This is a genomic window from Helicobacter sp. 13S00401-1 (assembly GCF_002272925.1).
In the GTDB taxonomy this organism is placed as follows: Bacteria; Campylobacterota; Campylobacteria; order Campylobacterales; family Helicobacteraceae; genus Helicobacter_I.
This window is the reverse complement of the sequence record NZ_MLAR01000016.1, coordinates 1-23,592: the sequence shown is the minus strand read 5'-3', so window position 1 is coordinate 23,592 and position 23,592 is coordinate 1. Positions and strand designations below refer to the sequence as shown.

The 23,592-nt window shown below is 34.0% G+C and carries 20 protein-coding genes and 2 pseudogenes; 6 read left to right on the top strand and 16 right to left on the bottom strand.

The genetic code is table 11. From position 1 onward, the window contains the following. Window positions 1-179: 179 nt before the first annotated feature. Together BKH43_RS07320 and BKH43_RS07315 are read left to right on the top strand one after the other, a co-directional pair. The gene (locus tag BKH43_RS07320) at window positions 180-1,472 is read left to right on the top strand and encodes an MFS transporter (protein ID WP_253248074.1); all 1,293 of its coding nucleotides are present in this window, start codon (window positions 180-182) and stop codon (window positions 1,470-1,472) included. A gap of 201 nt (window positions 1,473-1,673) precedes the next feature. Then, a pseudogene (locus BKH43_RS07315) lies at window positions 1,674-2,950 on the top strand (MFS transporter). Between the two features lie 364 nt (window positions 2,951-3,314). Here BKH43_RS07315 and BKH43_RS07310 read toward each other — a convergent pair. From BKH43_RS07310 to BKH43_RS08720, 6 genes are all read right to left on the bottom strand, one after another. After that, window positions 3,315-4,295, bottom strand: coding sequence for an iron-sulfur cluster assembly scaffold protein (locus tag BKH43_RS07310; protein ID WP_095230118.1), 981 nt, complete (start codon window positions 4,293-4,295; stop codon window positions 3,315-3,317). Window positions 4,296-4,305: 10 nt separating this feature from the next. Then, the gene (locus tag BKH43_RS07305; RefSeq protein WP_095230116.1) at window positions 4,306-5,466 is read right to left on the bottom strand and encodes a NifS family cysteine desulfurase; all 1,161 of its coding nucleotides are present in this window, start codon (window positions 5,464-5,466) and stop codon (window positions 4,306-4,308) included. Window positions 5,467-5,555: 89 nt separating this feature from the next. Beyond that, on the bottom strand, window positions 5,556-6,320 hold the full coding sequence (locus BKH43_RS07300) for a TIGR02757 family protein (RefSeq protein WP_095230114.1): 765 nt from the start codon (window positions 6,318-6,320) through the stop codon (window positions 5,556-5,558). Between the two features lie 17 nt (window positions 6,321-6,337). After that, a complete protein-coding gene (locus BKH43_RS07295) occupies window positions 6,338-8,386 on the bottom strand; it encodes an FUSC family protein (protein WP_172402346.1) in 2,049 nt (682 codons plus the stop codon). Window positions 8,387-8,428: 42 nt separating this feature from the next. After that, complete coding sequence (locus BKH43_RS07290) at window positions 8,429-10,519, bottom strand: FUSC family protein (protein WP_095230110.1); 2,091 nt, start codon at window positions 10,517-10,519, stop codon at window positions 8,429-8,431. A gap of 20 nt (window positions 10,520-10,539) precedes the next feature. Next, window positions 10,540-10,662, bottom strand: a complete 123-nt coding sequence (locus tag BKH43_RS08720) for a hypothetical protein (protein ID WP_275542202.1) — start codon at window positions 10,660-10,662, stop codon at window positions 10,540-10,542. A 1-nt stretch (window position 10,663) separates the two neighbouring features. Between BKH43_RS08720 and BKH43_RS07285 the strand changes: the two genes are divergently transcribed. Further along, window positions 10,664-11,137 carry a hypothetical protein gene (locus BKH43_RS07285; RefSeq protein ID WP_095230108.1) on the top strand — a complete coding sequence of 158 codons (474 nt, stop codon included), beginning with the start codon at window positions 10,664-10,666 and terminating at the stop codon, window positions 11,135-11,137. 16 nt (window positions 11,138-11,153) lie between these two features. Here the strand turns inward: BKH43_RS07285 and BKH43_RS07280 are convergent, their stop codons facing one another. The 9 genes and pseudogenes from BKH43_RS07280 to lepB form a co-directional block, all read right to left on the bottom strand. After that, entirely contained in the window at window positions 11,154-12,308 is a 1,155-nt protein-coding gene (locus tag BKH43_RS07280) for an undecaprenyl/decaprenyl-phosphate alpha-N-acetylglucosaminyl 1-phosphate transferase (protein WP_095230106.1), read from the bottom strand. Between the two features lie 87 nt (window positions 12,309-12,395). Continuing rightward, entirely contained in the window at window positions 12,396-13,487 is a 1,092-nt protein-coding gene (ychF, locus tag BKH43_RS07275) for a redox-regulated ATPase YchF (RefSeq protein ID WP_095230104.1), read from the bottom strand. Window positions 13,488-13,489: 2 nt separating this feature from the next. Further along, the gene (locus BKH43_RS07270) at window positions 13,490-14,911 is read right to left on the bottom strand and encodes a leucyl aminopeptidase (protein ID WP_095230102.1); all 1,422 of its coding nucleotides are present in this window, start codon (window positions 14,909-14,911) and stop codon (window positions 13,490-13,492) included. A 10-nt stretch (window positions 14,912-14,921) separates the two neighbouring features. Further along, window positions 14,922-15,545 carry a DedA family protein gene (locus tag BKH43_RS07265; RefSeq protein WP_095230100.1) on the bottom strand — a complete coding sequence of 208 codons (624 nt, stop codon included), beginning with the start codon at window positions 15,543-15,545 and terminating at the stop codon, window positions 14,922-14,924. A gap of 12 nt (window positions 15,546-15,557) precedes the next feature. Beyond that, a complete protein-coding gene (locus BKH43_RS07260) occupies window positions 15,558-16,115 on the bottom strand; it encodes an adenine phosphoribosyltransferase (RefSeq protein WP_095230141.1) in 558 nt (185 codons plus the stop codon). A 103-nt stretch (window positions 16,116-16,218) separates the two neighbouring features. Then, window positions 16,219-16,557 carry a hypothetical protein gene (locus BKH43_RS07255; protein ID WP_095230098.1) on the bottom strand — a complete coding sequence of 113 codons (339 nt, stop codon included), beginning with the start codon at window positions 16,555-16,557 and terminating at the stop codon, window positions 16,219-16,221. A gap of 10 nt (window positions 16,558-16,567) precedes the next feature. Beyond that, a complete protein-coding gene (gene rpiB, locus BKH43_RS07250) occupies window positions 16,568-16,996 on the bottom strand; it encodes a ribose 5-phosphate isomerase B (protein WP_095230096.1) in 429 nt (142 codons plus the stop codon). 9 nt (window positions 16,997-17,005) lie between these two features. Then, window positions 17,006-17,662, bottom strand: coding sequence for a site-2 protease family protein (locus BKH43_RS07245; RefSeq protein ID WP_095230094.1), 657 nt, complete (start codon window positions 17,660-17,662; stop codon window positions 17,006-17,008). A gap of 174 nt (window positions 17,663-17,836) precedes the next feature. Further along, a pseudogene (lepB, locus tag BKH43_RS07240) lies at window positions 17,837-18,682 on the bottom strand (signal peptidase I); the annotation flags it as partial. A gap of 232 nt (window positions 18,683-18,914) precedes the next feature. Between lepB and flgK the strand changes: the two are divergent. From flgK to BKH43_RS07225, 3 genes are read left to right on the top strand one after another with little or no spacing between them, the layout of a single operon-like run. Further along, window positions 18,915-20,735: a flagellar hook-associated protein FlgK gene (gene flgK, locus BKH43_RS07235; RefSeq protein WP_095230090.1), complete on the top strand. Its 1,821-nt coding sequence runs from the start codon at window positions 18,915-18,917 to the stop codon at window positions 20,733-20,735. Window positions 20,736-20,746: 11 nt separating this feature from the next. After that, a complete protein-coding gene (locus tag BKH43_RS07230) occupies window positions 20,747-21,358 on the top strand; it encodes a hypothetical protein (RefSeq protein ID WP_095230088.1) in 612 nt (203 codons plus the stop codon). Window positions 21,359-21,370: 12 nt separating this feature from the next. Then, the gene (locus BKH43_RS07225; RefSeq protein ID WP_095230086.1) at window positions 21,371-22,279 is read left to right on the top strand and encodes a CCA tRNA nucleotidyltransferase; all 909 of its coding nucleotides are present in this window, start codon (window positions 21,371-21,373) and stop codon (window positions 22,277-22,279) included. A 54-nt stretch (window positions 22,280-22,333) separates the two neighbouring features. Here the strand turns inward: BKH43_RS07225 and BKH43_RS07220 are convergent, their stop codons facing one another. Continuing rightward, a complete protein-coding gene (locus BKH43_RS07220; RefSeq protein ID WP_095230084.1) occupies window positions 22,334-23,056 on the bottom strand; it encodes a hypothetical protein in 723 nt (240 codons plus the stop codon). Window positions 23,057-23,592 lie beyond the last annotated feature (536 nt).

Below are 23,592 nucleotides of genomic sequence, written 5' to 3'. Positions count from 1 at the left end.
TTTTACAATTAGTAACATTAAATAAAAAATTAATATAACAAAATATCATTTTCTACACAATCTTAAGACTATATAAATCATAATGAGCTTTAGGATAGTAACCCAAGTAGCTATCAAGCATAGCTTTTAAAAACCTAGCATTAATAGCATTAAAAACTATTAAAGGAAGAACAAAAAAAATGAGACAAATAACTATGGAAGGCACAACAAACGTGAACCTGACCACATCTCAGAGGATAAAGTCCATCTTTGCTGCAAGCTCAGGGAATCTAGTAGAGTGGTATGACTTTTATATCTATGCTTTTGCTGCAGGATATTTTATACATGACTTTAGTGGGTCTAAAAACCCAACAGTAGCGCTTATTGAAGCTTTTGCTATCTTTGCTTTAGGCTTTTTAATGAGACCTATAGGAAGTTGGATCTTTGGCTATATAGGAGATAAGATAGGACGCAAAAGGTCTATGATTTACTCCATCGTGCTTATGGCTATAAGCTCTTTAATAATAGCCATTGTCCCTACAAAAAATATCATAGGAGACTGGGCTATGATAATCTTACTTATAGCTAGGCTTTTGCAAGGTATAAGTGTAGGTGGAGAGTATGGAGTTGCTGCTACTTATATGTCTGAGACTGCTACATCTGGTAGGCGAGCATTTTACTCATCTTTTCAGTATGTAACACTTATTGGCGGGCAGTTTGTGGCTGTACTAACTGTGGTTATATTAGAGTTTATATTTAGTGATTCAACCATTAGAGAGTGGGCTTGGAGACTACTTTTTGCCTTTGGCGGAATCTTAGCCTTGCTTTCTTTGCTTATAAGAACTGGTATGCATGAAAGTGGTACTAAAGAAACTTTTGAACACAAACATAGTGGGTCTTTAAAGGCTGTCTTTATAGACTGGAGATTCTTGCTTATAGTCTTTATCATAGCAGGTGCAGGCTCTCTAGCTTTTTATACTTATACAATTTATACAAAAACCTTCCTTATAGATACAGTTCATATGAGTGAGACCTTATCTAATAGAATCATGCTTATAGCACTTTTTTGTTTGATGCTTTCTCAACCACTTTTTGGGCTTTTCATAGACAAGATAGGTAGAAAAGCATCACTTTTTATCTTTGCTGTAGCAAGTATAATCTGCACCTGGCCAATCTACTACCTACTAGAAAAATCTGGTAATAATGTCTATGCGACCTTCTTTATCATAATCTGGATGTTTATCATACTTAGTATGTATGCTTCTATGGCAGGAGTTATAAAAGCTGAGCTTTTCCCATCTCATATAAGAAGTTTAGGAACTGGTTTAGGGCATGCTTTAGGTAATGTTATCTTTGGTGGAACTGCTTCTTTGATAGCTTTAGAGTTTAAACATCTAAATATGCAAAATGGATTTTATATCTACTGCATCATCATCTTTATCATACTTTTCATAACTGCTTTCTTCTTTCCTAAAAAGACTTATCTAGACTAAAAACTAAGATCTTTTTTCTTTTCCCTCCCACCTTGGAGGGAATACTACTAGTTTTTTAAAAAGTGTCATAAGGTGACGTTTTTTTATCTGCAAAAATAGTATTTGTTAATAATTGTACATATTTTCCTAAATATCCATTTTATAATAAAGGCTAAACATTAGTGTAAAAGTTTAAGCACTAAGATAACTTTAGGAGAACCTATGCAAATAAAACCAGACAAGTTTAGACATCTAAGCAAGAAAACTCGCTTCACATCCATGATAGCTGCAAGCTCGGGGAATCTAGTAGAGTGGTATGACTTTTATATCTACGCTTTTAGTGCGACTTACTTTATAAGCTCTTTTAGTACTTCAAAAGACCCTACTATAGAGTTAATAGCAGCTTTTGGAATCTTTGCCCTAGGCTTTTTATGCGCCCTATAGGAAGTTATCTTTTTGGTGCCCTAGGAGATAAGATAGGTCGTAAAAAGTCTATGATCTACTCAGTTTTACTTATGGCTATAAGCTCTCTTTTAATAGCTATCTTACCTACTAAAGATCATGTAGGTGACTACGCCATACTACTTTTACTAGCTGTTAGAATCTTACAAGGCTTAAGTGTAGGTGGGGAGTATGGTATAGCAGCAACCTATCTTTCAGAGATAGCAACTAAAGGTAATCGTGGTTTTTACTCATCTTTTCAGTATGTAACACTTATTGGCGGGCAGCTTTTAGCTGTAGCAAGTTTAGTAGTACTAGAACTACTTATACCAGAAAGTGCTATAAAAGAGTGGGGATGGAGACTGCTTTTTGCCTTTGGTGGAATCTTAGCCTTGCTTTCTTTGCTTCTAAGAAGTGATATGCATGAAAGCGGGGATGCTATCTATAAGCATAAAGATAGAGGAAGCTTTAAAGCCTTAGTTGCTAACTGGAAGTACTTTTTAATGGTCATAGGCTTTACAGCTGGAGGCTCACTAGCTTTTTATACCTTTACTACTTATACAAAAGTTTTTATGGTTAACACTGCTGGTATGGCACAGTCTACATCTAATAACATCATGCTAGTAGCACTCTTTTTCTTTATGATCTTTCAGCCCTTTTTTGGTGCCTTAGGCGATAAGATAGGGAGGAGAACTTTGCTTATCATGTTTTCCATCCTAGCTATCATCTCTATATATCCTATCTTTTATCTTTTAGGTGTAGCTAGTAGTAGTATAGAGATCTTTTTCATACTCATATGGGCCTTTATAGTGCTTAGCCTTTATACTTCAGTTGGTGGCGTTATAAAAGCTGAGCTTTTCCCTGTGCATGTAAGGGCCCTTGCTACTGGTCTAAGTTACGCTATAGGTAATGCTATCTTTGGTGGAAGTGCTTCTTATGTAGCCTTGAAGTTTAAAAATGCCGGTATACCTGAAGGCTTTTATATCTACTGCATAGTCTTGCTTGTAGTTTGTCTCATAGTGGCATACTTTTTACCCAAAAAAGGCTATTTGGAGTAGAAGGGCTACTTGGAGTAAAAAGGCTATAGTCTTTGCTTTTATCTAACGCAAAGACTATGGATGTTTAGTACTTAGCTATTATAATCTTTACTTGCACTATATTAAATATCACTTTAGTTTTCTTTTAAAAGTATGGTAGTTTTAGAAAGGAAAGATAGAATCTAGATTCTAAAGCTTTAAGACTTTATAAGCTTGGAAGCTTTTTATATTAGATTACTTTTATATTAGAACGCTTGTATATTAATAATTACTAAGCTATAAAGATAATACAAAAAATATCACAAAATAAAAACACTATAAGGAGTATAAACTCTTAGAATCTAGTTTAGATTCTAAGAGTTTTATATAAAAAGATAGTTTAAAACTAGATAGGAAGTACTCTTATATTTCTATCTAGTCTTTCTTGTAAAACACTTTCTATGGCAAAAAGTGTGCCGGTGCTTGCTGCAGCACAGCCATTACAAGCACCCATATATCTAATATACACATCTATATGGCCATCACTAGTATCTTTGATATCTATAATCTCCATATTACCGCCATCCATTATAAGCATAGGTCTAACTGTATCATCTATAGTTTTTTCTACGGCTTTAACTTTTTGAACCAAGGTCATTTCTCTAAACACTAGATTGCCACTTGCACTTGCATCTGCTACGTTTTTCATTTTTTCCTCTTCCATTTCGGCTCTTACATCCCTTAGTATATCAACTAGGTAGTACTCTCTTTTTTCATGTCCGCCTGGTTTTATACAAGACTTACAAAACGCACCTGCTTTTGTGTACTGAGTTATCTCTTCTACTGTTTTAAGATCATTTAACTTAATAACTTCTTTTATAGTAGCTAAACTTACTCTTGCACACTCACAAACTATTATCTCTTCTTCAAAGTCAGCTGCATCTTTTCCAAGATACATGCCTGCTGCTTTTTTTATAACATCATAAGCCATAACTGAGCAGTGCATCTTTTGACCTGGAACTGCTGGAGTGTTTTCATCATCCCTTAAAGCATGCTCTACGTCAATATTAGTAATCTTTACTGCATCTTGTACTTTTTTACCCTTGCAAAGCTCACACATCATATCACTACTTGCTATAGCTGTACCACAACCAAAGCTTTTAAACTTAGCATCTATGATGACATCATCTTTATCTACTAGCCAGTAAAGTCTTACAGCATCACCACAAGATTCAGCACCGTAATCTGCAACTATAAGTTTTGCATTTTTACTTTCAGCATCTTTTTCTGTTAAAACACCTAAATGAGTTGGGTTATCCATGCGTTCACTTACTTTTTTAGAGTAAGCATCCCATAACGCACCGCCTAATAAGTCATTTTTTGCCATTATATTCCCCTTAGTATGTAGAAGAGATTTCTCTTAGGCGTTTTACTGCCTTATTGAACACTTCTATTGTGTAATCTATATCTTCTTTAGTAGTAAATCTACTTAGGCTAAATCTTATAGCAGTATGGGCTAGTTCTTTATCAGCACCTATTGCTACCATAACTGGGTTTGCCTCTAAGTCTTCACTAGCACAAGCACTTCCCGTACTTGCAGCTATGCCAGCTTTGTTTAAATCCCACAGCATAGCCTCGCCTTCTATGCCTTTTATGCTTACAAGAGTAGTGTTAGGAACTCTATGCTCTCTGTTACCTATAACAAAAACATCTGGATTTTTTAAGATGCCCTCTTCTAGTCTATCTCTTAAAGGCCCAATAACTGAACCTTCAAAGTCTAGATACTCATTAGCAAGCCTCATAGCCTCGCCCATACCTACTATCAAAGGCGTGTTTAAAGTCCCACTCCTTCTTCCCCTCATATGTTCGCCACCATGAAGCAAAGGTGCAAGATCTACGCCTTTACGGATGTAGAGTGCTCCTATGCCCTTTGGTCCATGAAACTTATGGGCACTAAAACTTAAAAAGTCAACTTTTGTATTAGTTACATCAACTTTAACCTTACCTATAGCTTGAACTGCATCAGTGTGAAATAAGATTCCACGCTCGTTACAAATCTCTGCTATTTCTTGTATAGGGAAGATTAGACCTGTTTCATTATTAGCCCACATAACACTAACTAGTGCGGTAGTAGGCTTTATAGCATTTAAAACATCTTTGGCTTCTATAAGGCCTTTGTTGTTTATGGGAAGATAAGTTACATCTACTCCCAACTCCTCTAAAAACGCACAAGTAGATCTAACTGCAGGGTGTTCTACCTCTGTAGTTATGATATGGTTTTTTTCTCCATGTCTTAAAATATCAAAATAGATTCCTTTTAACACCCAGTTATTAGATTCTGTAGCACAAGAAGTGATGATGATATCATCTTGACTACTTGCATTAATACCTGTGTAAAGCTTTTCTATAGCACTGCTAATAGCTGCGTGAGTTTCAGTCCCATACTTATGTAATGAGTTTGGATTTCCATATAGTTCACTAAAAAAAGGTTGCATCATTTCTGTTATCTTTGGATCTACCATAGTTGTTGCATTGTTATCTAAATAAATTCTTTTCATTTTATCTCCTAAGAGTGTTAGCTACTTTTTTACTAAAAAGTTAGCCTACGAAATATATCTAAAAATCTTAACTTTTGACAAAATTAAAGCTAGCTTAAAAGCTTTAATTGCCCTATACGATACAGCGCAAAGTCATATTTTATAGGGTCTTTAGAATCAAATGTTAATAGTTTAGAGCTTACTTCTAAGCAAGCCTTAAGATTATAGCTTTTAGATTCTAAAAGTTTTAGTTTTTTTGAGATATTAAAAGTATGAACATCTAGTGGTAAAAGTAAGTCTTTCTTATCTACCTCATCCCACCTGCCTAAGTCTAGATTATCCTTTCTTACCATCCATCTTAAAAACATATTAATGCGTTTTAGCGGACTTACTCCCCTTTTGCTAGCTAGTAAAAACTTAAGGCCATGACTTGCTTTTATGTCTATCCCTAACTCTAATCCTATATCTTTTAAAGAATCTAAGACTAGATATATAGCTTCTAAAAGGCCTACTTTTTTATAAGCTTTTATAAAAAGTGCCTTTAGTCCTCCTCTTTTTATAACTTCATGTACTATCTTAAAAAGATTGCCTACATCACTAGAGTTTTGGAATCTATAGTAAGGAAAACTAACTTCTTCAAAGTTTTTAGATTCTAAGGTGTTAAAAGGAAGGGTATGTAAAAACTTTAGTATCTGTTTAGCATTTCCATAAGAAAATAAAGCGCTTATAAAAGCTAACTCATCAAGATACTTAAAATCTAAATGTTTTTTTACAAATATCAAAGGATCAGCATAAGAGTTAGCATCAAAGTCTTTGTTAAATAACTCATACTGTTTATCTAAAAAATCTTTTAAGTCCTTAGATTCTAAGTGCATACTTAAGCCTTATTTTATTATCTATCTATCTTGTTCATGTATCTACTAGCTATGGTATAAAGCTCATCTTGACTATCAAAGATACTTTTTATCATCCATGAAAAATACTTATCATCCACTATTAAAAGCTTATCGTTTGCATCATACTTAAAGTAGTGAGGTGTTGAAGTCATTAGATTATGTATCATATCAAAGCGAAACTTTATGACATTTAAGTCATTAATACAAAGATGCACATCCTTTCCTTCCTTCATAGAAGTACTTAAAAAGTTAGTTAACTCATTTATATGCATAAGGATGGAATCTAATACACTCATAACATTTTCACTTTCTTGCACTATCCAAAAAAAGCGCTTTTCATGTTTAGATTCTTTGATGATAGATCTTATCTCTTTGTTTCTATCTAAAAACTCTGACTGCTTGTTTTGTAAAAGGGAGCAGTCTATGCTTCCTTTAGTTATGCCATCTTGAAGTAAGGTAGTCATACTTTCTAGCTCATTAATCTGCTTTTTAAACTGCGCAAAAAGAGTGTTATAAGAGTAGCGTGGCCATATGGCCCAAAAGACTGCTATAGCTATAACAAAGCCAGTTATAACATCAATAAAGCGCTGAAGCACAAACTCTAAGTAGTCATGATAATAAATTAGCGAGTAAAATAACACAAGAGCAAAGACTAAGTTTGCAGTTGCAAGCCAGCTAGGATAGACACGAGAGTAGATCATAAAAAATACAGAAAGGGCTAAAAATATATAAAAAAATGCCGTATCGTGAGTAAAGTAGGCAACTACTATGCCTATAACTGCCCCTAGGACATTACCTACTATATAGTCTTTGCCTGAGCTTTGAAGACCTCCAACTGAAGGCCTTATGGTTGCTACTACTCCAAAACACATCCATATCCCTCTATAAAGGTCAAAAGTTGTAGCTATAACTAGTGGTATAGTAACTGCTAAAGAGTACTTAACGCTAAAGCGATAAACTTCATTTCTCCAGCCTATAGACTTAAAAGAAACTTTAAAAGCTTTAAGTACGTTAAATGGAGCTATGCCGCCATCTTGTGTGCTTCCAGTTGCATTAAAAGGTTTAGAAAAAATCTTAATTTTTAAATATAAAATCTTTAGTGCATCTATTTGCACTGGATTATATTTTGTTGCTTTTTCTTTAAGGAAGATATCTAGCTCTTTAGATTCTATCTTTGGTATATGGCCAGCAAAGATATCACTTAACTGCATTAAGTTATACATTAACTCCTTTTTTAACTTAGGATTTAACCCCTCTTTTGAAGTGTACTCATGTAAGTTATTTATACTTAAAGTTAAATCTTCTATCCTATAGATATAAAAAACTGCCCTTTGTAGGTTTTTAATAGCATAAGGATTTTTTAGATAGCCAGTTTTTGACTGTAAAACTCTTTTTAGAGTAGATATTAAAGCTAGGGCTTCTTGCCTTTCATTACGATAGATGTTTTGGTCTTGGATATTTTTAACCATAAGCATGCAGTGGTTTAAGATTAAAGGATAGTGGGTTCTAATATAGCGTCCATAAATCTTATGAGGCGTAAAACTAAAAAAGGTAAAAAACATAGCCACCAAAGCACCTAGTGGCATAGAAACTACTATCTGCTCTGTAGTTAAAGGCACTTTTGCTTCTACATAAAGGCAAGCTACTAAGGCTACCATCATAACTGAAGCCATAACTCTATAAAGCTCCATACTATAAGCACTAGACATACCTACTATAAAGCTTAAAGCAATTATTGGTATAACTAGCCATAAGATGTCATAAAGCTTGCCAGTTAAGGCATCTTGTGCTAGAAAAGTAAAAAGTGCTGCACATATAGTTGAAACAACTATAAAAAACAAGATATAAGACTTTCTTGGAGAGGCTGGACTTAAGGTAAAAATCAGAAAAAAAACATAAAGACCACCAAAAGCAGCAAGTATGGCAGGAACCCTATTATCAAATATATAATAAGCTGCTGTGCAACTTATCACAAGAGATATACAAGCCTTAAATGCAAACACAAAGCTAAAATAGCCCGGATCATATTTTTTTACATAATCCATCATAAAAAAGTGCCTTTAAAAATCTAAAATTTTACTAACTAACTACTTACTGATATCAGCCATATATTTACTAGCTATAGTATAAAGCTCATCTTGACTATCAAAGATACTTTTTACCACCCACGCAAAGTACTTATCATCTACGACTAAGAGCTTATCATCTAAGTTATATCTAAAATAATGAGGAGTTGCAGTCATTAAATTATCTATCATAGTAAATCTTATAGCTATAGTATTTAAGTCATTTACATAAAGATAGACATCTTTACCTTGGCTTATTTGAGTGTTTATAAAATGAGTTAGCTCATTTAAGTGCATAAGCATAGAATCTAAAATATTCATAACCTTTTCACTCTCTTCTATAATCCAAAAGAAACGTTTTTCATTTTTAGATTCTTTAATAATGGCTTTTATCTCTTTATCCCTATCTAAAAACTCTGATTGCTTACTTTGTAAAAGTGAGTGATCTATACTTCCTATACCTATACTATTTTTTAGTAAGGTTGCCATACCATTTAACTCAGCAATCTGCTTTTTAAACTGCTCAAAAAGAGCGTTATAAGAGTAGCGTGGCCATATAGCCCAAAAAACTCCAACTGCTATAACAAAACCAGTTAAAACGTCAATAAAACGCTGAAGCACAAACTCCATATAGTCTTGATAAAAGATTATAGAATAAAGCATAGCTAAAGAACACACTACTGTTCCAGTCCAAAGCCAGTTAGGAAAAACTCTAAAATAAATCATCAAAAACATAACTATCACTAAAACTACATAAAAAACAGGTGTGTCGTGCGTAAAGTAAGCTAGGGCTATACCTATGATACCACCTATAATATTGCCAAATATATACTCTTTGCCTGAAGTTTGAAGTCCTCCAACTGAAGGCCTTATGGTTGCTACTACTCCAAAACACATCCATATCCCCCTATAAAGGTCAAACATAGTAGCTACAGCTAGAGTGATAGTAACTGCTAAAGAGTACTTAACGCTAAATCTATAAACTTCATTCCTCCAGCCTATAGACTTAAAAGAAACACTAAAAGCTTTAAAAAACTCAAAAGGTTTTATGCCATTAGTATGATTGTTAGCAGAAAAGTTATCAGCCTTAGAAAAAATCTTAATTTTAGAGTAAAGAATCTTTATAGCATCTAGCTCTAAGGCGTTATCTCTTCTAGATTCTGAAGAGTTCAAGTAAGCATCTAACTCAGTGGTTTCTATCTTTGGCACGTGGCCTGAAAAGATATCGCTTATCTGCATGATGTTATGCATAAGCTCTTTTTTAACTTTGTTATTAAACCCTTCTTTTGCAGTGTACTCATGTAAATTATTTATACTCAAAGTTAGATCTTCTATCCTATAGATATAAAATATAGCTCTTTGTATGTTTTTAATAGCATAGGCATTTTTAACATAGCCTGACTTTGATTCTAAGACTTTTTTCAAGTTTGTTATCAAGGTTAGGGCTTCTTCTCTTTCTTTGTGATACACGTTTAGATCTTGTATGTTTTTAATCATAAGCATGCAGTGATTTAATATCAAAGGATAGTGGGTTCTAATATAGCGTCCATAGATTCTATGAGGTGTAAAGCTAAAAAAAGAAAAAAGCATGGCGATAAAGCCACCTAGTGGCATAGAGACTAATATCTCAGTTAAAGTTATAGTTATCTTTGCTTCTACATATAAACAAGCTATTAGAGCAACTATGATAACTAAAACCATAACTTTATGTAACTCTAAGTCATAAGCCTTAGCCATACCCACTATAAAGCTTAGGACAATAATAGGTATGATCAACCATAAAAGATCATATAAGCTACCCCCAAGAGCATTTTTTGCAAGCTCCATAAATATAGCTGCGCCTATACTAGAAACAACTACAAACAAAAAGACGTAACTCTTTCTAGCTGAAGTTGGACTTAAAGTAAGTGTTAGGAAAAATACATATAGCCCACCAAGAGTGGTAAGTATAACAGGCACCCTATTTTCAAATATATAATAGGCTATAAAACCACTTATAACTAGAGATATAGAAGCTTTTATAGCAAACACAAAGCTAAAATAGCCTGGGTCATACTTCTGTATAAAAGCTTTTGCTTTAAAAAGCAGTGCTTTATAAAAGACCTTTTCCATTAGTTCCCTTCACCTATTTTTTAGATTAAAGGCTTTGATGCATCCTTAGGTGGCGTGCCCCAGTAAGGATCTTGTTTGTTGCCACAGGCATTAAATATTAATACGATGCCAACAATTATGGCTAGTTTTGCTAGTATTTTCATTATGAAATCCATTAAAGAGATTCTATCATCAGATAGCCTAAATCATACTGCAGTTTTTAAAAAAAATGGTCTCCAAAAAGGCCATGCTAACTTTAAAAAACTCCTGCCTATGCACCTACAAAGCTGCGTTTTATTTATATTTGTTCGTAATGAAGTTTTAAAAATAGCCTTTAGTTCAACTTCTGCAAGCAGTGAGTATAATAAATTTTACGCTAAAGATAACTTAGAGTTTCTAAAAAATAGCCAAGAGCTTGCAAGAATGCTAAATCTAGAATCTATTATAAAGTGTGAAGGCTACACTCCTAGGGCTAATCTTTTAACCTACATAAAGATTCCAAAGCTAAGAGTTATAGAAAGTTCAAAAGGCACTTTTCCTATCATCTTAAAAGATAAAAAACTAAGAGCTTTGATGGAGCGCTATAAAGAGCTAGTACTTCATAATCTACGCATAAATGAAGAGCTAGATAAAGAGTAGTCTCCTTACTTATAAACTAGCTTTGCTTAAAATCTTTATCTATTTTTAAAAGTGTTTTATAGATAGCTACATAAAGCGCACAAAAGATGATAATAAGTGCAAAAAGTATATAGATGTTATCAAAAAAGATAGATGAAAGGATGATAAAAGGCAAGTTAAAAGCTAGGATGTAAAAGGCAGTCTTAGCGTTATTACCATGGGCTAGGGTTCTAAAAACTAGCATGTGAAAGTGAAGGTTATCTGGGCTTGTGGCCTTTCTTTTAACTTTTTTCTTTCTATAGATAGAAAAAAGCACTTCCCATATAGGATAGATGCAAAGGGCTACTCCATACCAAGCATTAACACCCTTAGCACCAAGCGTGCTTAAGATAGAAGCTTGTAAGGCTGAGCTTATATCTATGCCTAAGAAAGCATATAATCTAGATACGCTCATACTCCATATAGAAGCGTTATCAAAGTGAGTAGTTTGAGTAAGACTAACTAGCATAAAGCCTAACATAAAGCCTAAAAAGTAAGCTCCACCATCCCCTAAAAATATCTTGCCTTTAGGAAAATTTAAAACAAAAAAACCTAGTACTGCACCAAAAAGTAAGACTGAAGCATAAAGCACAAAGTAGTTACCAACTGTATAAGAAACAAAAAAGAGTGCTATTAAAACTAAAAGCGTTAGCCCTGAAGCTAAGCCATTAAATCCATCTATAATATTAAGGGCATTAACCACGCCAACTACTGCAAATATAGTAAAGATTATCCCTATTATATAAGGCAAACTAAAGCCTAGTGAAAGATCATAGATATAAATATTAGCTCCAAAAGTAGCTATAAAAACACCTATACACTGAAGTAAAAGCCTAAGTTTAGGACTAAGACTTCCTTTAAAGTCTTCAACTAAACCACTTATAAAAACTATAAGCCCACCTATAACTGAGTAAACAAATACAGTAAATATAGGAGTACTAAAAAAAAGCATACTTCCAAAGATGATAAAGCCTATGAAGATTCCAAGTCCTCCAACACGTGGAGTTGGTGCGTTATGGAAGCGTTGAGGTTTTAGACTACTTGCTTCATCTATAAAAGCTCCACTTTGTCTAGCAAAGGCTATCATGATAACAGATATAAGCAAGCTTATTATGAAAGGATAGATGATATATACAAATATATTTAGATTCAAACTTTAATCCTAGTTTTTAAAAATTACACAAAGGTATAGAGGAGTTTTTTGTATCCACACTTTAGATTCTAAAACTTAATAAAGTTTTTAGACATTAAATCTAAAGTGCATCACATCGCCGTCTTTAACTATATACTCTTTTCCTTCTAATCTCATAAGTCCAGCGTCTTTTGCACCCTTTTCACCACTATATTTTATAAAGTCTTCATAAGATATAGTCTCAGCTCTAATAAAGCCTTTTTCAAAGTCTTTATGTATAACACTTGCAGCACGAGGGGCTGTGTCGCCATTTTTGATACTCCATGAACGTACTTCTTGAACTCCAGCTGTAAAGTAGCTTATAAGGCCTAGTTTGGAGTAGCTTTTTTGTATGATTTGTGCTAGACCTGAAGTCACTCCTAAGTCTTTTAAAAACTCTTCTCTTTCACTATCTTCCATACCTAACATATCTTCTTCTAGCTTAGAGCACAAAAGTACTGCGTCTCTGTTTAAGTCTTTTATAGAATCTAAAAAGGCTTTAGTGTAGGCGTTTCCATGATTACTTAAAGATTCTTCATCTACATTTAATGCATATATCATTTCTTTAGCACTAAGCAATCTAAGCTCTTTATTTAACTCTTCAAATCCTTCTTCTTTAAATGTACTTGCTGGCTTACACTCTTCTAAGTGCGCTTTTAGTTTTAAACACAAGTCCATCTCTTTTTGAGAATCTTTACTTGCTTTAAGATTTTTTTGTAGTTTTTGTATGCGTTTTTCTAAACTTCCTAAGTCAGCATAGATTAGCTCTAACTCTATGGTTTCACTATCTATGATAGGGTTAACCTTACCATCAACATGAGTTATATTTTCATCATCAAAACAACGAACTACATGCAAGATGCACTCACACTCTCTAATGTTAGCTAAGAACTGATTACCCAGTCCTTCACCCTTTGAAGCACCTTTTACAAGACCAGCTATATCTACAAACTCAACTGTTGAGTATTGAAGTCTTTTTGGATTAACTATCTTTGCTAGCTCTTCAAGTCTAGGATCTGGTACTGGCACTACTGCCTTATTAGGCTCTATCGTGCAGAAAGGATAGTTAGCTGCTTCTGCATTTTGAGTTTTAGTGAGTGCGTTAAAAGTTGTAGACTTACCTACATTTGGTAAGCCAACTATACCTATGCTTAAGCCCATATCTAGCCTTTAATGTAGTTTTTAACAAAGTGAACTATAGATCTAAGTGCTATTCCACTTGCCCCACTTGGATTAACACTCCATGTTTTTTCAACATAAGCTGGACCTGCTATATCTACATGCACCCACTTTTCTTTATACTCTTCCCTTATAAACTCACTTAAGAATAATCCAGCAGTTATAGCCCCACCATATCTTGAGCTAGATATATTTGAAACATCTGCTATCTTAGATTCTAAAAGCTTTTTAAGGTGAGGGTTAAAAGGAAGGGTATGGGCTAGTTCATTAGCCTCTAGTGAAGCTTTTACAAAACTATCTTTTAACTCATCATTAAAGCCCATAACTCCACTTGTATACTCTCCTAGTGCAACCACACAAGCCCCTGTTAAAGTTGCAAAGTCTAGTATCACATCAGCCCCTAAGTCTTGTGCATAGCTTAAGCAATCAGCCAAGACTAAGCGCCCTTCTGCATCTGTGTTTTTAACCTCTATAGTCTTACCTTCTCTAGAGACTAAAACATCATCTGGTCTATAGGCATTTTTACCTATGGCATTATCAGTTATACCCATAATGGCATGAAGCTCTACATCAAGCTCTAGCTTAGCTATAGCAAAAAAAGCACCTAATACTGTGCACGCCCCTGCCTTATCAGCCTTCATAGTAGTCATATAATCAGCTGGTTTTAAGCTTAAACCACCTGTATCATAAACTAGCCCCTTACCAACTAAAACTACTTTTTTCTTAGCTTTTTTTGGTTTATAAACAAGATGGACTAAGTAAGCTGGAAAATTTGAGGCTTGATTAACCGCTAAAAAAGCACCCATTTTTTGAGACTCTAAAAAGTCATTATCATAAAGATTGCAAGTTACTTTGTCTTTAAACTCTTTTTCTAAGCTTTTATCTCTTGCAACATAGGCTAGATAAGTAGAGTTAGCTATATTTGGTGGGGTATTTACTAAGTCTCTAACAAAGCAAACTTCTTTAGATACAAGACTTACTTCATCTAAAAGAGATGGGCTTGCATTTTTTATAGAGATACTTAAGATTCTAGAATCTGTGCTATCACTTTCTTTTGGATCTTTTGACTTAAATCTATCAAATTTATAACTTCCTAGTAAAAAAGCATAGGCTATAGTCGCGCTAAACTTATCATCTATATCTATAAAAGCAGATTCTATCTTCCACTCTGTAAGCACATTTAAAGCACTTAAACAAGCACTCTCTAAGCTATCAACGCTAAAGTCTTTTATGCCAATGTAAAGAATCTTGTTTTTCTGAGAAAAAAAGTTTCCTTTAGCTTTAAAGTTAAAAGCTTTTAAAAGCTCTAAATCAGCTGCTATATTACTAGCATTATTATCTATATCAGTTTTTGTAACTAGGACTAGTTGTACGCCTTCGTTTTTAGTATTTGTAAGTTTTACCATGTGTGTCCTTTTATTTAGTTTTGTCTTGTTTTAGTTTTTTATATTTTCTTCTTTTATAAAAGATAAACAGTCCTACTAAGATTACTATTATCAAGATAAATATAGATAGATGAAGTGGGTTTTCTATTAGATAATCTCTAATTTTTTTGAAAAAAGTAAGTATGGCTGAGCCAAAAAACCATGCTGGGAGTATGGTTACAGATGCCCATATCCAAGCTGAGATTAGATTAATGAACGCAAACTTGAGGGCGCTATATTTAGTAAGCCCTATACTTATTGGTATGACAGTTCTAAGGCCATAAAGATACCTTTGCACAAAGATTATAGGCCAACCATAGCGCGACATCAAAAGACTAGCTAGTGCAAACTTTCGCCTTTGTGATTTAAGCTTTCTTTGAACTAATTTTTTATTAAGACGCCCTATGTAAAAATAGATCTGATCGCCTACAAAGCCACCAAGTCCAGCTACAAGTATGGCTATTACTACATCTAACTTACCATCATAGGCTGCAAGCCCTGCCAAAAAAAGTCCCCACTCTCCTTCTAATATACTCCATATAAAAAGGATTAGATACCCCCATGTTTCAACGTGAGAGTTCCAAAGAGTGTCTAGTAGGTCAGTTAAATGTTCCATAAAACTTACTACCTAACATTCAAGCAAGCTAAAAACTTTAGCAACTTTTAAAAACTCTTGTTTAGATTCTAGGCTATCAAACTCACTTAAATTCATTAAAAATGAACACTCTATACACTTTCCTTGAAGTGCATTAACTAACTTTAAAGCTGCAGCTGCAGTGCCTCCAGTTGCAAGCAAGTCATCAAGGATGACTACTTTTGCATCTTTAGCACCATGAAATGCATCAACGTGGATTTCTACTATATCGCTTCCATACTCTAGTGCATAGCTTTGCTCTATAGTCTTACCTGGAAGTTTGCCTTTTTTTCTTATAGGCACAAAGCCACACTGAAGTTTATAGGCTAAAGCACTTGCAAAGATAAAGCCTCTAGATTCTATCCCTAAGACATAATCTAGATGAAAGTGGGCATATCTTGCAGCTAAAAAGTCTATATACTTACTAAAAAGTACTCCATTTTGCAAAAAGGTTGTTATATCTTTAAAATCTATGCCCTTTTTTGGGAAGTCTTTTATAGTTCTTATTGAATCATTAATCCTATCTTTCAAGCTTGGATGATGCTTAGCCATTTTTACAGGATGAGTGTGGTTAGCTTCTACTTTTAAGTCCTCTATGCTAAAACCATTTACATTAATAGTAGGATTTTCTTTCTTCATATACTTCCTTTTTGACCTATAAGAGCGCTTCGATTTTTTGCTCTAAGTCTCTAATCCTAGTTTTATAGTTATCAGTTTCAACCCTATACTGAGAGTTTCTAGTTTTTAGATTTTTAACTTCAACTTTTAACGAGTTTAGCTCCCTAGTTAGTATGTCTATATTACCTAAGGCTCTTTGCAAGCTTAGTTGGTGCTTTTGTATTAAAACTTCTGCTTCTGCTAGTGTGTATCTCATGTGGGCAGATTCCTTTTTTTCTTTTTGTGCCATGCTTCTATAATAAAATGTACCTATCAACATAAAAAGTATAAATAAAATAATAATAGTAACTAGGAACCATTCTGATAACTCCGCCATGATTAAACCCCTAATTATAAAGTTTATTAACTCTTAGAGTATGTCTTCCACCCTCAAAGTCTGTATTTAAAAAAGCTTCTAAAATAGATTCTATAACGCCAAGCCCACTTACCCTCTCACCTAAACAAAGCACATTTGCATCATTATGCATCCTTGCCATTTTTGCCATGTAACTATCAGTACAAAGAGCAGCCCTTATATCTTTAAATCTATTAGCCCCTATACTTACACCTATGCCACTACCACATATTAGTATGCCCTTATTAGCCTTATCTTTTTGTACTTCTTTGGCTACTAAAAATGCCATATCTGGATAGTCTACTTTAGAATCTTTTTCTAACTTATATAAGTCTTTTATCTCTAAACCCTTTAGTTTAAAGTACTCTAAAATAAAGTTTTTTACCACTAAGCCGGCATGATCACTTGCTATGTAATACATTAAAACCCTTTATATTCTCAATATCCCATTGGCTACAAATCCCATAAACTCACCAAGATATCTAGAGATAGGAGTAGCTATTATCAAAAGAATGATAATAATACCATACCTTTCAAGGCTATTATAGAATCTTGCTAAAACATGGATTCCTGCCATAAGTCCTATAAAAGCTAGAGCCTTAGAGCCATCAAGCGGCGGTATAGGCAAGATATTAAAGATAGCTAGAACTATATTTATCTGAAAAAGTGAGAGTAAAAAGACATAAACTAAGACATTTATAAAAGTTGCTTGCGAAAACATTTCAAACTTTAAAGCCACTGCTGCAACTATAGCAAGCCCTAAGTTATAAATAATTCCCGCCATGCTTACAAAAAAGGCTGCTTTGTAGCCTCCATTTTTTATAACTGTGTTCATATTTACTGGCACAGGCTTAGCATAACCTATCATAAAAGGAGTGTTTAGTAGTAAAAGGGCTAGAGGTAGGATTATAGATCCTATTAGATCTATATGGGGGATGGGGTTTATAGTTAGTCTATGGGCATCTTTTGCTGTTGTGTCTCCATACTTTAGTGCCACAAGGCCATGCATTATCTCATGGCCTATGACAGCTATTAAAAGCGTCACTATTTGTATGATGATATTTAGATATATAGGGAAGTGTTCCATATTACGTATCCAAAATTATTGTTCTTTTAAAACTCCACCTACTGGTGCTAGATTACTGCCATTACTACCACTACCTAGTGGCACTAACTTTATAAGGCTATGAAGTTTCATAGGACTTATGGCTGTGTTATTAGTTATAACTTCTGCATTTTTGCCATACTCTGGGATACTAGATTCTAAACTATGTATAGATCTAAACATCCTACTCCACCTTATCTTAAACTTGTTTTTAGGGTTACTTACATCTGCCTCACGACTGTTTGAAAGAGTGATACTAAAGGCTATAAACCAAGGCTTTCCAACTACACGTGAGTAGTCTATAGTTCCCCAGAATCTTGAATCTTCACTATTATCACGATTATCACCCATCATAAAAAAAGAATCTTTTGGAATCTTCGCATAAAACACTTCGCCATATTTACTCTCTCTCATCTCCATACCTATCTTTGCGCTTGGGTCATACTTGCTTATCTCATATCTTTGTTTTAAGGCATCAAAGCTAGCTAGTATTGGCCAGTCACCGCCATAGTGTATGCCGTGGTGTTCTTTTGAGTAAGGCTCATAAACATACTTCTCACCAAAAAACTCTTTAGTTGGATAGTTTGCAAACTCAGCCTCTATAGTTTTATCACCGCCATTTGGTCTAAGATACATTCCATCTGGGGCAAAGACTACTTGATCTCCTCCTGTAGCAAAGGTTCTTTTTATATAGTGAACATGATCAAGCCCTGGTGGAAAAAACACTACCACATCGCCTCTTTTAGGTCTAGGACCACTTATTAAATGACCGTTATGATTAAAGTCTGGCAAGATCTTACGGTTAATCCAAGGAAGCATAGGTATAGAGACGCCATATGAGAACTTTTTTACAAAAAGCATATCGCCCTCATAGTAGGTACCAACCATAGATCTAGAAGGTATGACAAAACCCTGCGCTATGAAAAAGATAAAGAGTAACACTATGATGATAGTGCCTATCCAGCTGCTCGCAAAGATTTTTGCCGATTTGATTACTTTCATATAAAAATGCCTTCCACTTGAAAAATTATGCTTTAAAAAAGAAATGAATTTTAATTCTATCAAAAAAGAGATGATCTTTATTTTTCATAGTTAATAAAATAAAAATATATAGCATAAAAACTGCTCAAATGCACTAGCTAGATAAATAAAATCCATTTTAAAACGATATGTAAGTAGTGCAAGTTGGTATCTAAATTGCTTGTTTATATCAAATTAACTTAAAAGGTTATACATGGGTGGAATACTCTCTTCCTTAAACACCTCCTATACAGGCTTGCAAGCCCACCAATTAATGGTGGATGTAACAAGTAACAACATATCAAACGCTAGCAATGAGTTCTACACCAGAGAAAGAGTGATAGCCCACCCTCAAGCGCCATTGCAGTTAGGCAACTTGAATGTAGGAACAGGAACTACAGTAGATTCTATACAAAGGTTGCATGATGAGTTTGCCTTTGATCGTTATACAAAAGCTGCAAGGGATCATAACTTCTATAAGACTGAGTTTGAATCCTTAAGAGAAGCTAATAGTTACTTCCCTGACTTACAAAATGTTGGAATCTATAATGACTTAGAGCACTACTTTGATGCCTGGAAAGATGTCGCTAAAAATCCAAACAATGTCTCTCAAAAACAAGTCTTAGTAAAAAACGCCAACGTCTTAACTAATGATATAAACACAACCAAAGAAAAGCTCCTAGCCTTACAAAAAACAAAGAGTGATGAGCTAGAAGCCCAAGTAAAAGACGCTAACAGACTAGGATCTCAGATAGCCAAAATTAACCAAAGGCTAAATGAACTAGAAGATAGAGCCACCTTAAAACAGGCAAATGAGTTAAGAGATAGAAGAGATGAGCTAGAGTTTAGACTACAAGAGATCATAGGCGGAAACGTCTTTAAGAAAAATATACAAGCTAATAACTTAGTAGATAGTAGAAAAGCAGACTTTGATGATGGCTATACTTTTAATATAGGGCATGGCTTTAATATGATAGATGGCTCTAACTTCCACCCTATAGTTTTGAAAAAAGATAACAACCCAGAAGGCCTTAATAGAATCTATATAAGAGGCTATGACTTTAAAGATGTAGATATAACAGATAGGATAGATGAAGGAAAAGCTGGAGCTTTACTAGATCTATATAACACAGGTTATAGTGGCACTAAAACCGGCAAGATACAAAACTATATAAATCTTTTAGATTCCTTTGCTAAGGGTATGATACACGCTACTAATACTATCTATGCACAAAGTGCGGCTAAAGAGATAACTGGTGATAAAACTAGTATCATGGACTTTGATGCATTAAAAGATACTAACTATAAAATCCACACAGGGACTTTTACATTAAATGCCTACAACAACCAAGGTGATATCATAGCTAGTAAAACTATAACTATAGGTGCTACTACAACTATGAAAGATGTTGTAAATCAGATAAACGCTAACACTGATGATAACAAAGACAACAACTCTTTAAATGACTTTGATGACTTCTTCCATGCAAGTTATGATAACAACACTAAACAGTTTAGCATAAGACCTAAGTCATCAACTAGTGGGATGAGTGTATCTATAAAAGATCATGACACTAACTTTATAGGTGCTTTAGGGTTAAATCGCTTCTTTGAAGGAAATGACGCTAGCACCATGCATATAGCAAGGATCTATCAAAGAGACCCAGGTAGTATAAGAGCCCATCTTGCTCCAGTAAGTGGTAACTTCGAGATAGCAAATATGATGCAACAACTACAGTACAATAAAGTAGAGTTTTATGATGAACACTCAAACAGACAAGAGATGAAGATAAGTGACTTTTATCAGTACGTAGCAGGAAGCGTTGCTAATCAAACTCAAGATGTAAAAACAACTCTTGATACTAAAGATGCAGTTATGCAAGCTGCTAAAAAAGAACACCTTTCTATCTCTCAAGTAAGTGTTGATGATGAGATGGTTAATCTTATAAAGTTTCAAAGTGGATACGCAGCAAATGCTAAAGTTATAACAGCTATAGATAGGATGATAGATACACTTCTAAGCATCAAACAGTAAGGAAAGAGTTCATGAAGTTTAAGGCAATTTTTTTAGGTTTGATAGGCTTTTTATTTGTGGCTTGTAGTAGCAGTGGTTTAAGCACTCAGTACTACTCAACTGTGATTCCAGACTATAACTTTGATACTAACGCCCCTACTATCTTAGTAACTGACCCATGGGATATATCATCAAGATTCTACGCTAAAGTCGCTCTTACTGCCCTAAAAAAAAGAGGCTTTAGTAATATATATTTAGAAGGGCAAATCCCAACTCCTTATGCAAGAAACATACTCTATATAAAAGTAAGCAAGCAAAGACTAATGCCTAATCAAAACATAGAGTATACATTTAACGCAACTGGTGTTTGCAAGATAATAGATGGACGCAGGTACTGCAACATTACTAATAATAAAAATGACCTTAAAAATAACACAAGCAACATAAGCGACCTCTATAACTTTACTCTAGACTGGTATGACGCTTATACTCAAAACCTAGCCCTTTATGCTGTAGGAAGTGTTTTTAGCAAACCAGGAGAAGCTATGGACTTTAAAGTTTATAGCAAGCTTATAGAACAAACTGTAGCTAGAATAAACTTCCAAAGACCACTAGAGTACCGCTATAAAATCCTACTTTTCTAAGCTAAGTAAAAAGTGCTTTCAAAACTACAAACATGCTTTTTTGAAAGTGGCATAAAAGCTTTTTTGGTAGGTGGCTTTATAAGAGATAGCCTTCTAGGAAAGCACTCTTATGACTTAGATATAGTCTTAGATTCTAGGGCTAAAAACTACGTGCCAGCTATCTTAAAAGCCTTTAGACTTAATGTCTACTTTGAACTAGAAACTGACTTTATATATAAAGATGACTTTTTAGAGTTAAGCTACTTTTCAAGATATGAGATAGTAAGCATTAAAGCAGGAGGTTATAGCTTTGACTTTGTGCCTATGAGATGTGAGCTAGGCTATAGCAACCTAAGAAGCCCAGATAAGATACTTTTTACAAAAAATCTCTATCTTGACGCCTTGCGTCGTGACTTCAGTATTAATGCCATCTATAAAAGCTTAAAGGATTCTAAGTTTATAGATCCTTTTGAAGGGAGAAAAGACTTAAAAGAAAAAAGGCTAAAAACAGTACTTGATGCTAACTTTAAACTGAAAGAAGATGCTTTAAGAATCTTACGCGCTTTAGACTTTGCTTTAAGATTTAACTTAAAGTTAGAAAAAAACTTAGAATCTGCCTTACATACAAACTACAAACTAGCAGCCACACTTTCTAACTTCCATAAAAAACGCTATCTCTTAAAATATCTAAGCTCCTTGCTAGCTAAGAAAAAAAGTGCTGATACTAGCTTGCTAAAACAAGCTTTAAGCCTAGTTTATGACTTTGAAAAAGAGTTAGATTCTATCTTTAAGCTTAAGTTTATAAAACTTACAAACTTAGTGCTAGAAAAAGATAGTTTAGAAGTGTTGCTAGATAAAAGGTTAGTAGAGTTTGAAGGACTAGAGCTTTCTTTAAAAGAGATCACAAACTTTATAAGAGAGCTTAAAGCTAGGCCTTTATAAAAGGCTAGCTTAGGTGTGTAAGACTAAAGGCTAGTGCTTAGGTGATATTATAAGTTAAGCCTGGCTAGATTTACAACTAGCTTGTTTGTTTGACTTACAGTTAGCTTGCTTTGATGTCTCTGACTTGCAGTTAGCGCTAATCTTTGTAGACTTGCAGTTAGCAGATGCACTAAGACTTGACTTGCAGTTAGCTAGAGTTTTTACTTCAGACTTACAGTTTGCTAGACTAAGATCTGACTTACAGTTAGCCTTCACATCACTAGACTTGCAGTTAGCTGCAGCTTGGATGCTAGAGTCACACTTGCTAGATTTACAAGAGGCTAGGGCTATGCTTTGAGTATGGCCAAAGTGGTGATTAAAAAGCTCATTAGTAAAATCAAAAGTCATCTCAGAATCTTGTGCATCTCCTTCTAAGCCAAAGTAAGGATAGTGGTGTAAAAACTCACCAAAAAGAAGTAAACAGTCTTCAGCGTAAGCTTTAGTATCAAGGATGTGCATATGCCAGTACTCATCTAACTTGATATTTGGAGTAAAACTCATGCCCGGATAGCATATATGAAGGGCTAGCCACTCTTTATAAAGGCTATTAGTAGCGCTTACTTCTGCTTTATCCCAACCGTACTGATTTACTAACTTAGAGTTTAACTTATCAAAGTTTAGAGTCTCTACTAGATTTAGAGCTTCCTTTATCTTAGTATCTGAAACAAAGTCTAAAGAAGATTCTATGTTTAAAGGGACTAGTTGTATATCTTTTTGTAACTCTTTTTGTGTGTACATGCTTAAATCCTTTTTTATAGTTTTAATACAACATACTAGTTTTATAAAAACACTATCAAGCAAACTAGGCGGTAATATCTTATATCTTTACACAAACTAAACTTTTTTAAACAAATATCTTTATATCTGCAATGTGCACTACCTCATTTTAATTAAGCAACATGGCAATCTAAACAAGAACATAGAATCTAGATTCTATAAAACTATAAAATCCTAAGTTATAAATCCACTAAACCCACTTGCCCTGCCCTTTAAAACTTAAAAAAAGCATCATCTAAAAACTAGCAAAAAGAAGTTTTATAACTTTAGTAAACATCCTTTCTTAAAAGTCAAGATCATCTTTTCTTATCCCCTTATTTAAGCATTAAAAAGTGTTATCAGTTTTGTATAGATTCTAAGAAAAAGAGATAAAAGTAAATAATTATTTCATTTTTAGTTTGATTTAATAAATTTTCTCTTCAAAAATTTTCACTTTAAGTTTCCTTTAATACAAAAAAAAAAAAAACAACTAGAATTTTCTCAATCACTAGTAATTA

Bases quoted from the DNA above. Each gene is read 5' to 3' on its own strand.
- BKH43_RS07320 (WP_253248074.1), top strand. From the start codon at position 180: ATGAGACAAATAACTATGGAAGGCACAACAAACGTGAACCTGACCACA.
- BKH43_RS07310 (WP_095230118.1), bottom strand. From the start codon at position 4,295: ATGGCAAAAAATGACTTATTAGGCGGTGCGTTATGGGATGCTTACTCT.
- BKH43_RS07305 (WP_095230116.1), bottom strand. From the start codon at position 5,466: ATGAAAAGAATTTATTTAGATAACAATGCAACAACTATGGTAGATCCA.
- BKH43_RS07300 (WP_095230114.1), bottom strand. From the start codon at position 6,320: ATGCACTTAGAATCTAAGGACTTAAAAGATTTTTTAGATAAACAGTAT.
- BKH43_RS07295 (WP_172402346.1), bottom strand. From the start codon at position 8,386: ATGGATTATGTAAAAAAATATGATCCGGGCTATTTTAGCTTTGTGTTT.
- BKH43_RS07290 (WP_095230110.1), bottom strand. From the start codon at position 10,519: ATGGAAAAGGTCTTTTATAAAGCACTGCTTTTTAAAGCAAAAGCTTTT.
- BKH43_RS08720 (WP_275542202.1), bottom strand. From the start codon at position 10,662: ATGAAAATACTAGCAAAACTAGCCATAATTGTTGGCATCGTATTAATA.
- BKH43_RS07285 (WP_095230108.1), top strand. From the start codon at position 10,664: ATGAAATCCATTAAAGAGATTCTATCATCAGATAGCCTAAATCATACT.
- ychF (WP_095230104.1), bottom strand. From the start codon at position 13,487: ATGGGCTTAAGCATAGGTATAGTTGGCTTACCAAATGTAGGTAAGTCT.
- BKH43_RS07270 (WP_095230102.1), bottom strand. From the start codon at position 14,911: ATGGTAAAACTTACAAATACTAAAAACGAAGGCGTACAACTAGTCCTA.
- BKH43_RS07265 (WP_095230100.1), bottom strand. From the start codon at position 15,545: ATGGAACATTTAACTGACCTACTAGACACTCTTTGGAACTCTCACGTT.
- BKH43_RS07260 (WP_095230141.1), bottom strand. From the start codon at position 16,115: ATGGCTAAGCATCATCCAAGCTTGAAAGATAGGATTAATGATTCAATA.
- BKH43_RS07255 (WP_095230098.1), bottom strand. From the start codon at position 16,557: ATGGCGGAGTTATCAGAATGGTTCCTAGTTACTATTATTATTTTATTT.
- rpiB (WP_095230096.1), bottom strand. From the start codon at position 16,996: ATGTATTACATAGCAAGTGATCATGCCGGCTTAGTGGTAAAAAACTTT.
- BKH43_RS07245 (WP_095230094.1), bottom strand. From the start codon at position 17,662: ATGGAACACTTCCCTATATATCTAAATATCATCATACAAATAGTGACG.
- flgK (WP_095230090.1), top strand. From the start codon at position 18,915: ATGGGTGGAATACTCTCTTCCTTAAACACCTCCTATACAGGCTTGCAA.
- BKH43_RS07230 (WP_095230088.1), top strand. From the start codon at position 20,747: ATGAAGTTTAAGGCAATTTTTTTAGGTTTGATAGGCTTTTTATTTGTG.
- BKH43_RS07220 (WP_095230084.1), bottom strand. From the start codon at position 23,056: ATGTACACACAAAAAGAGTTACAAAAAGATATACAACTAGTCCCTTTA.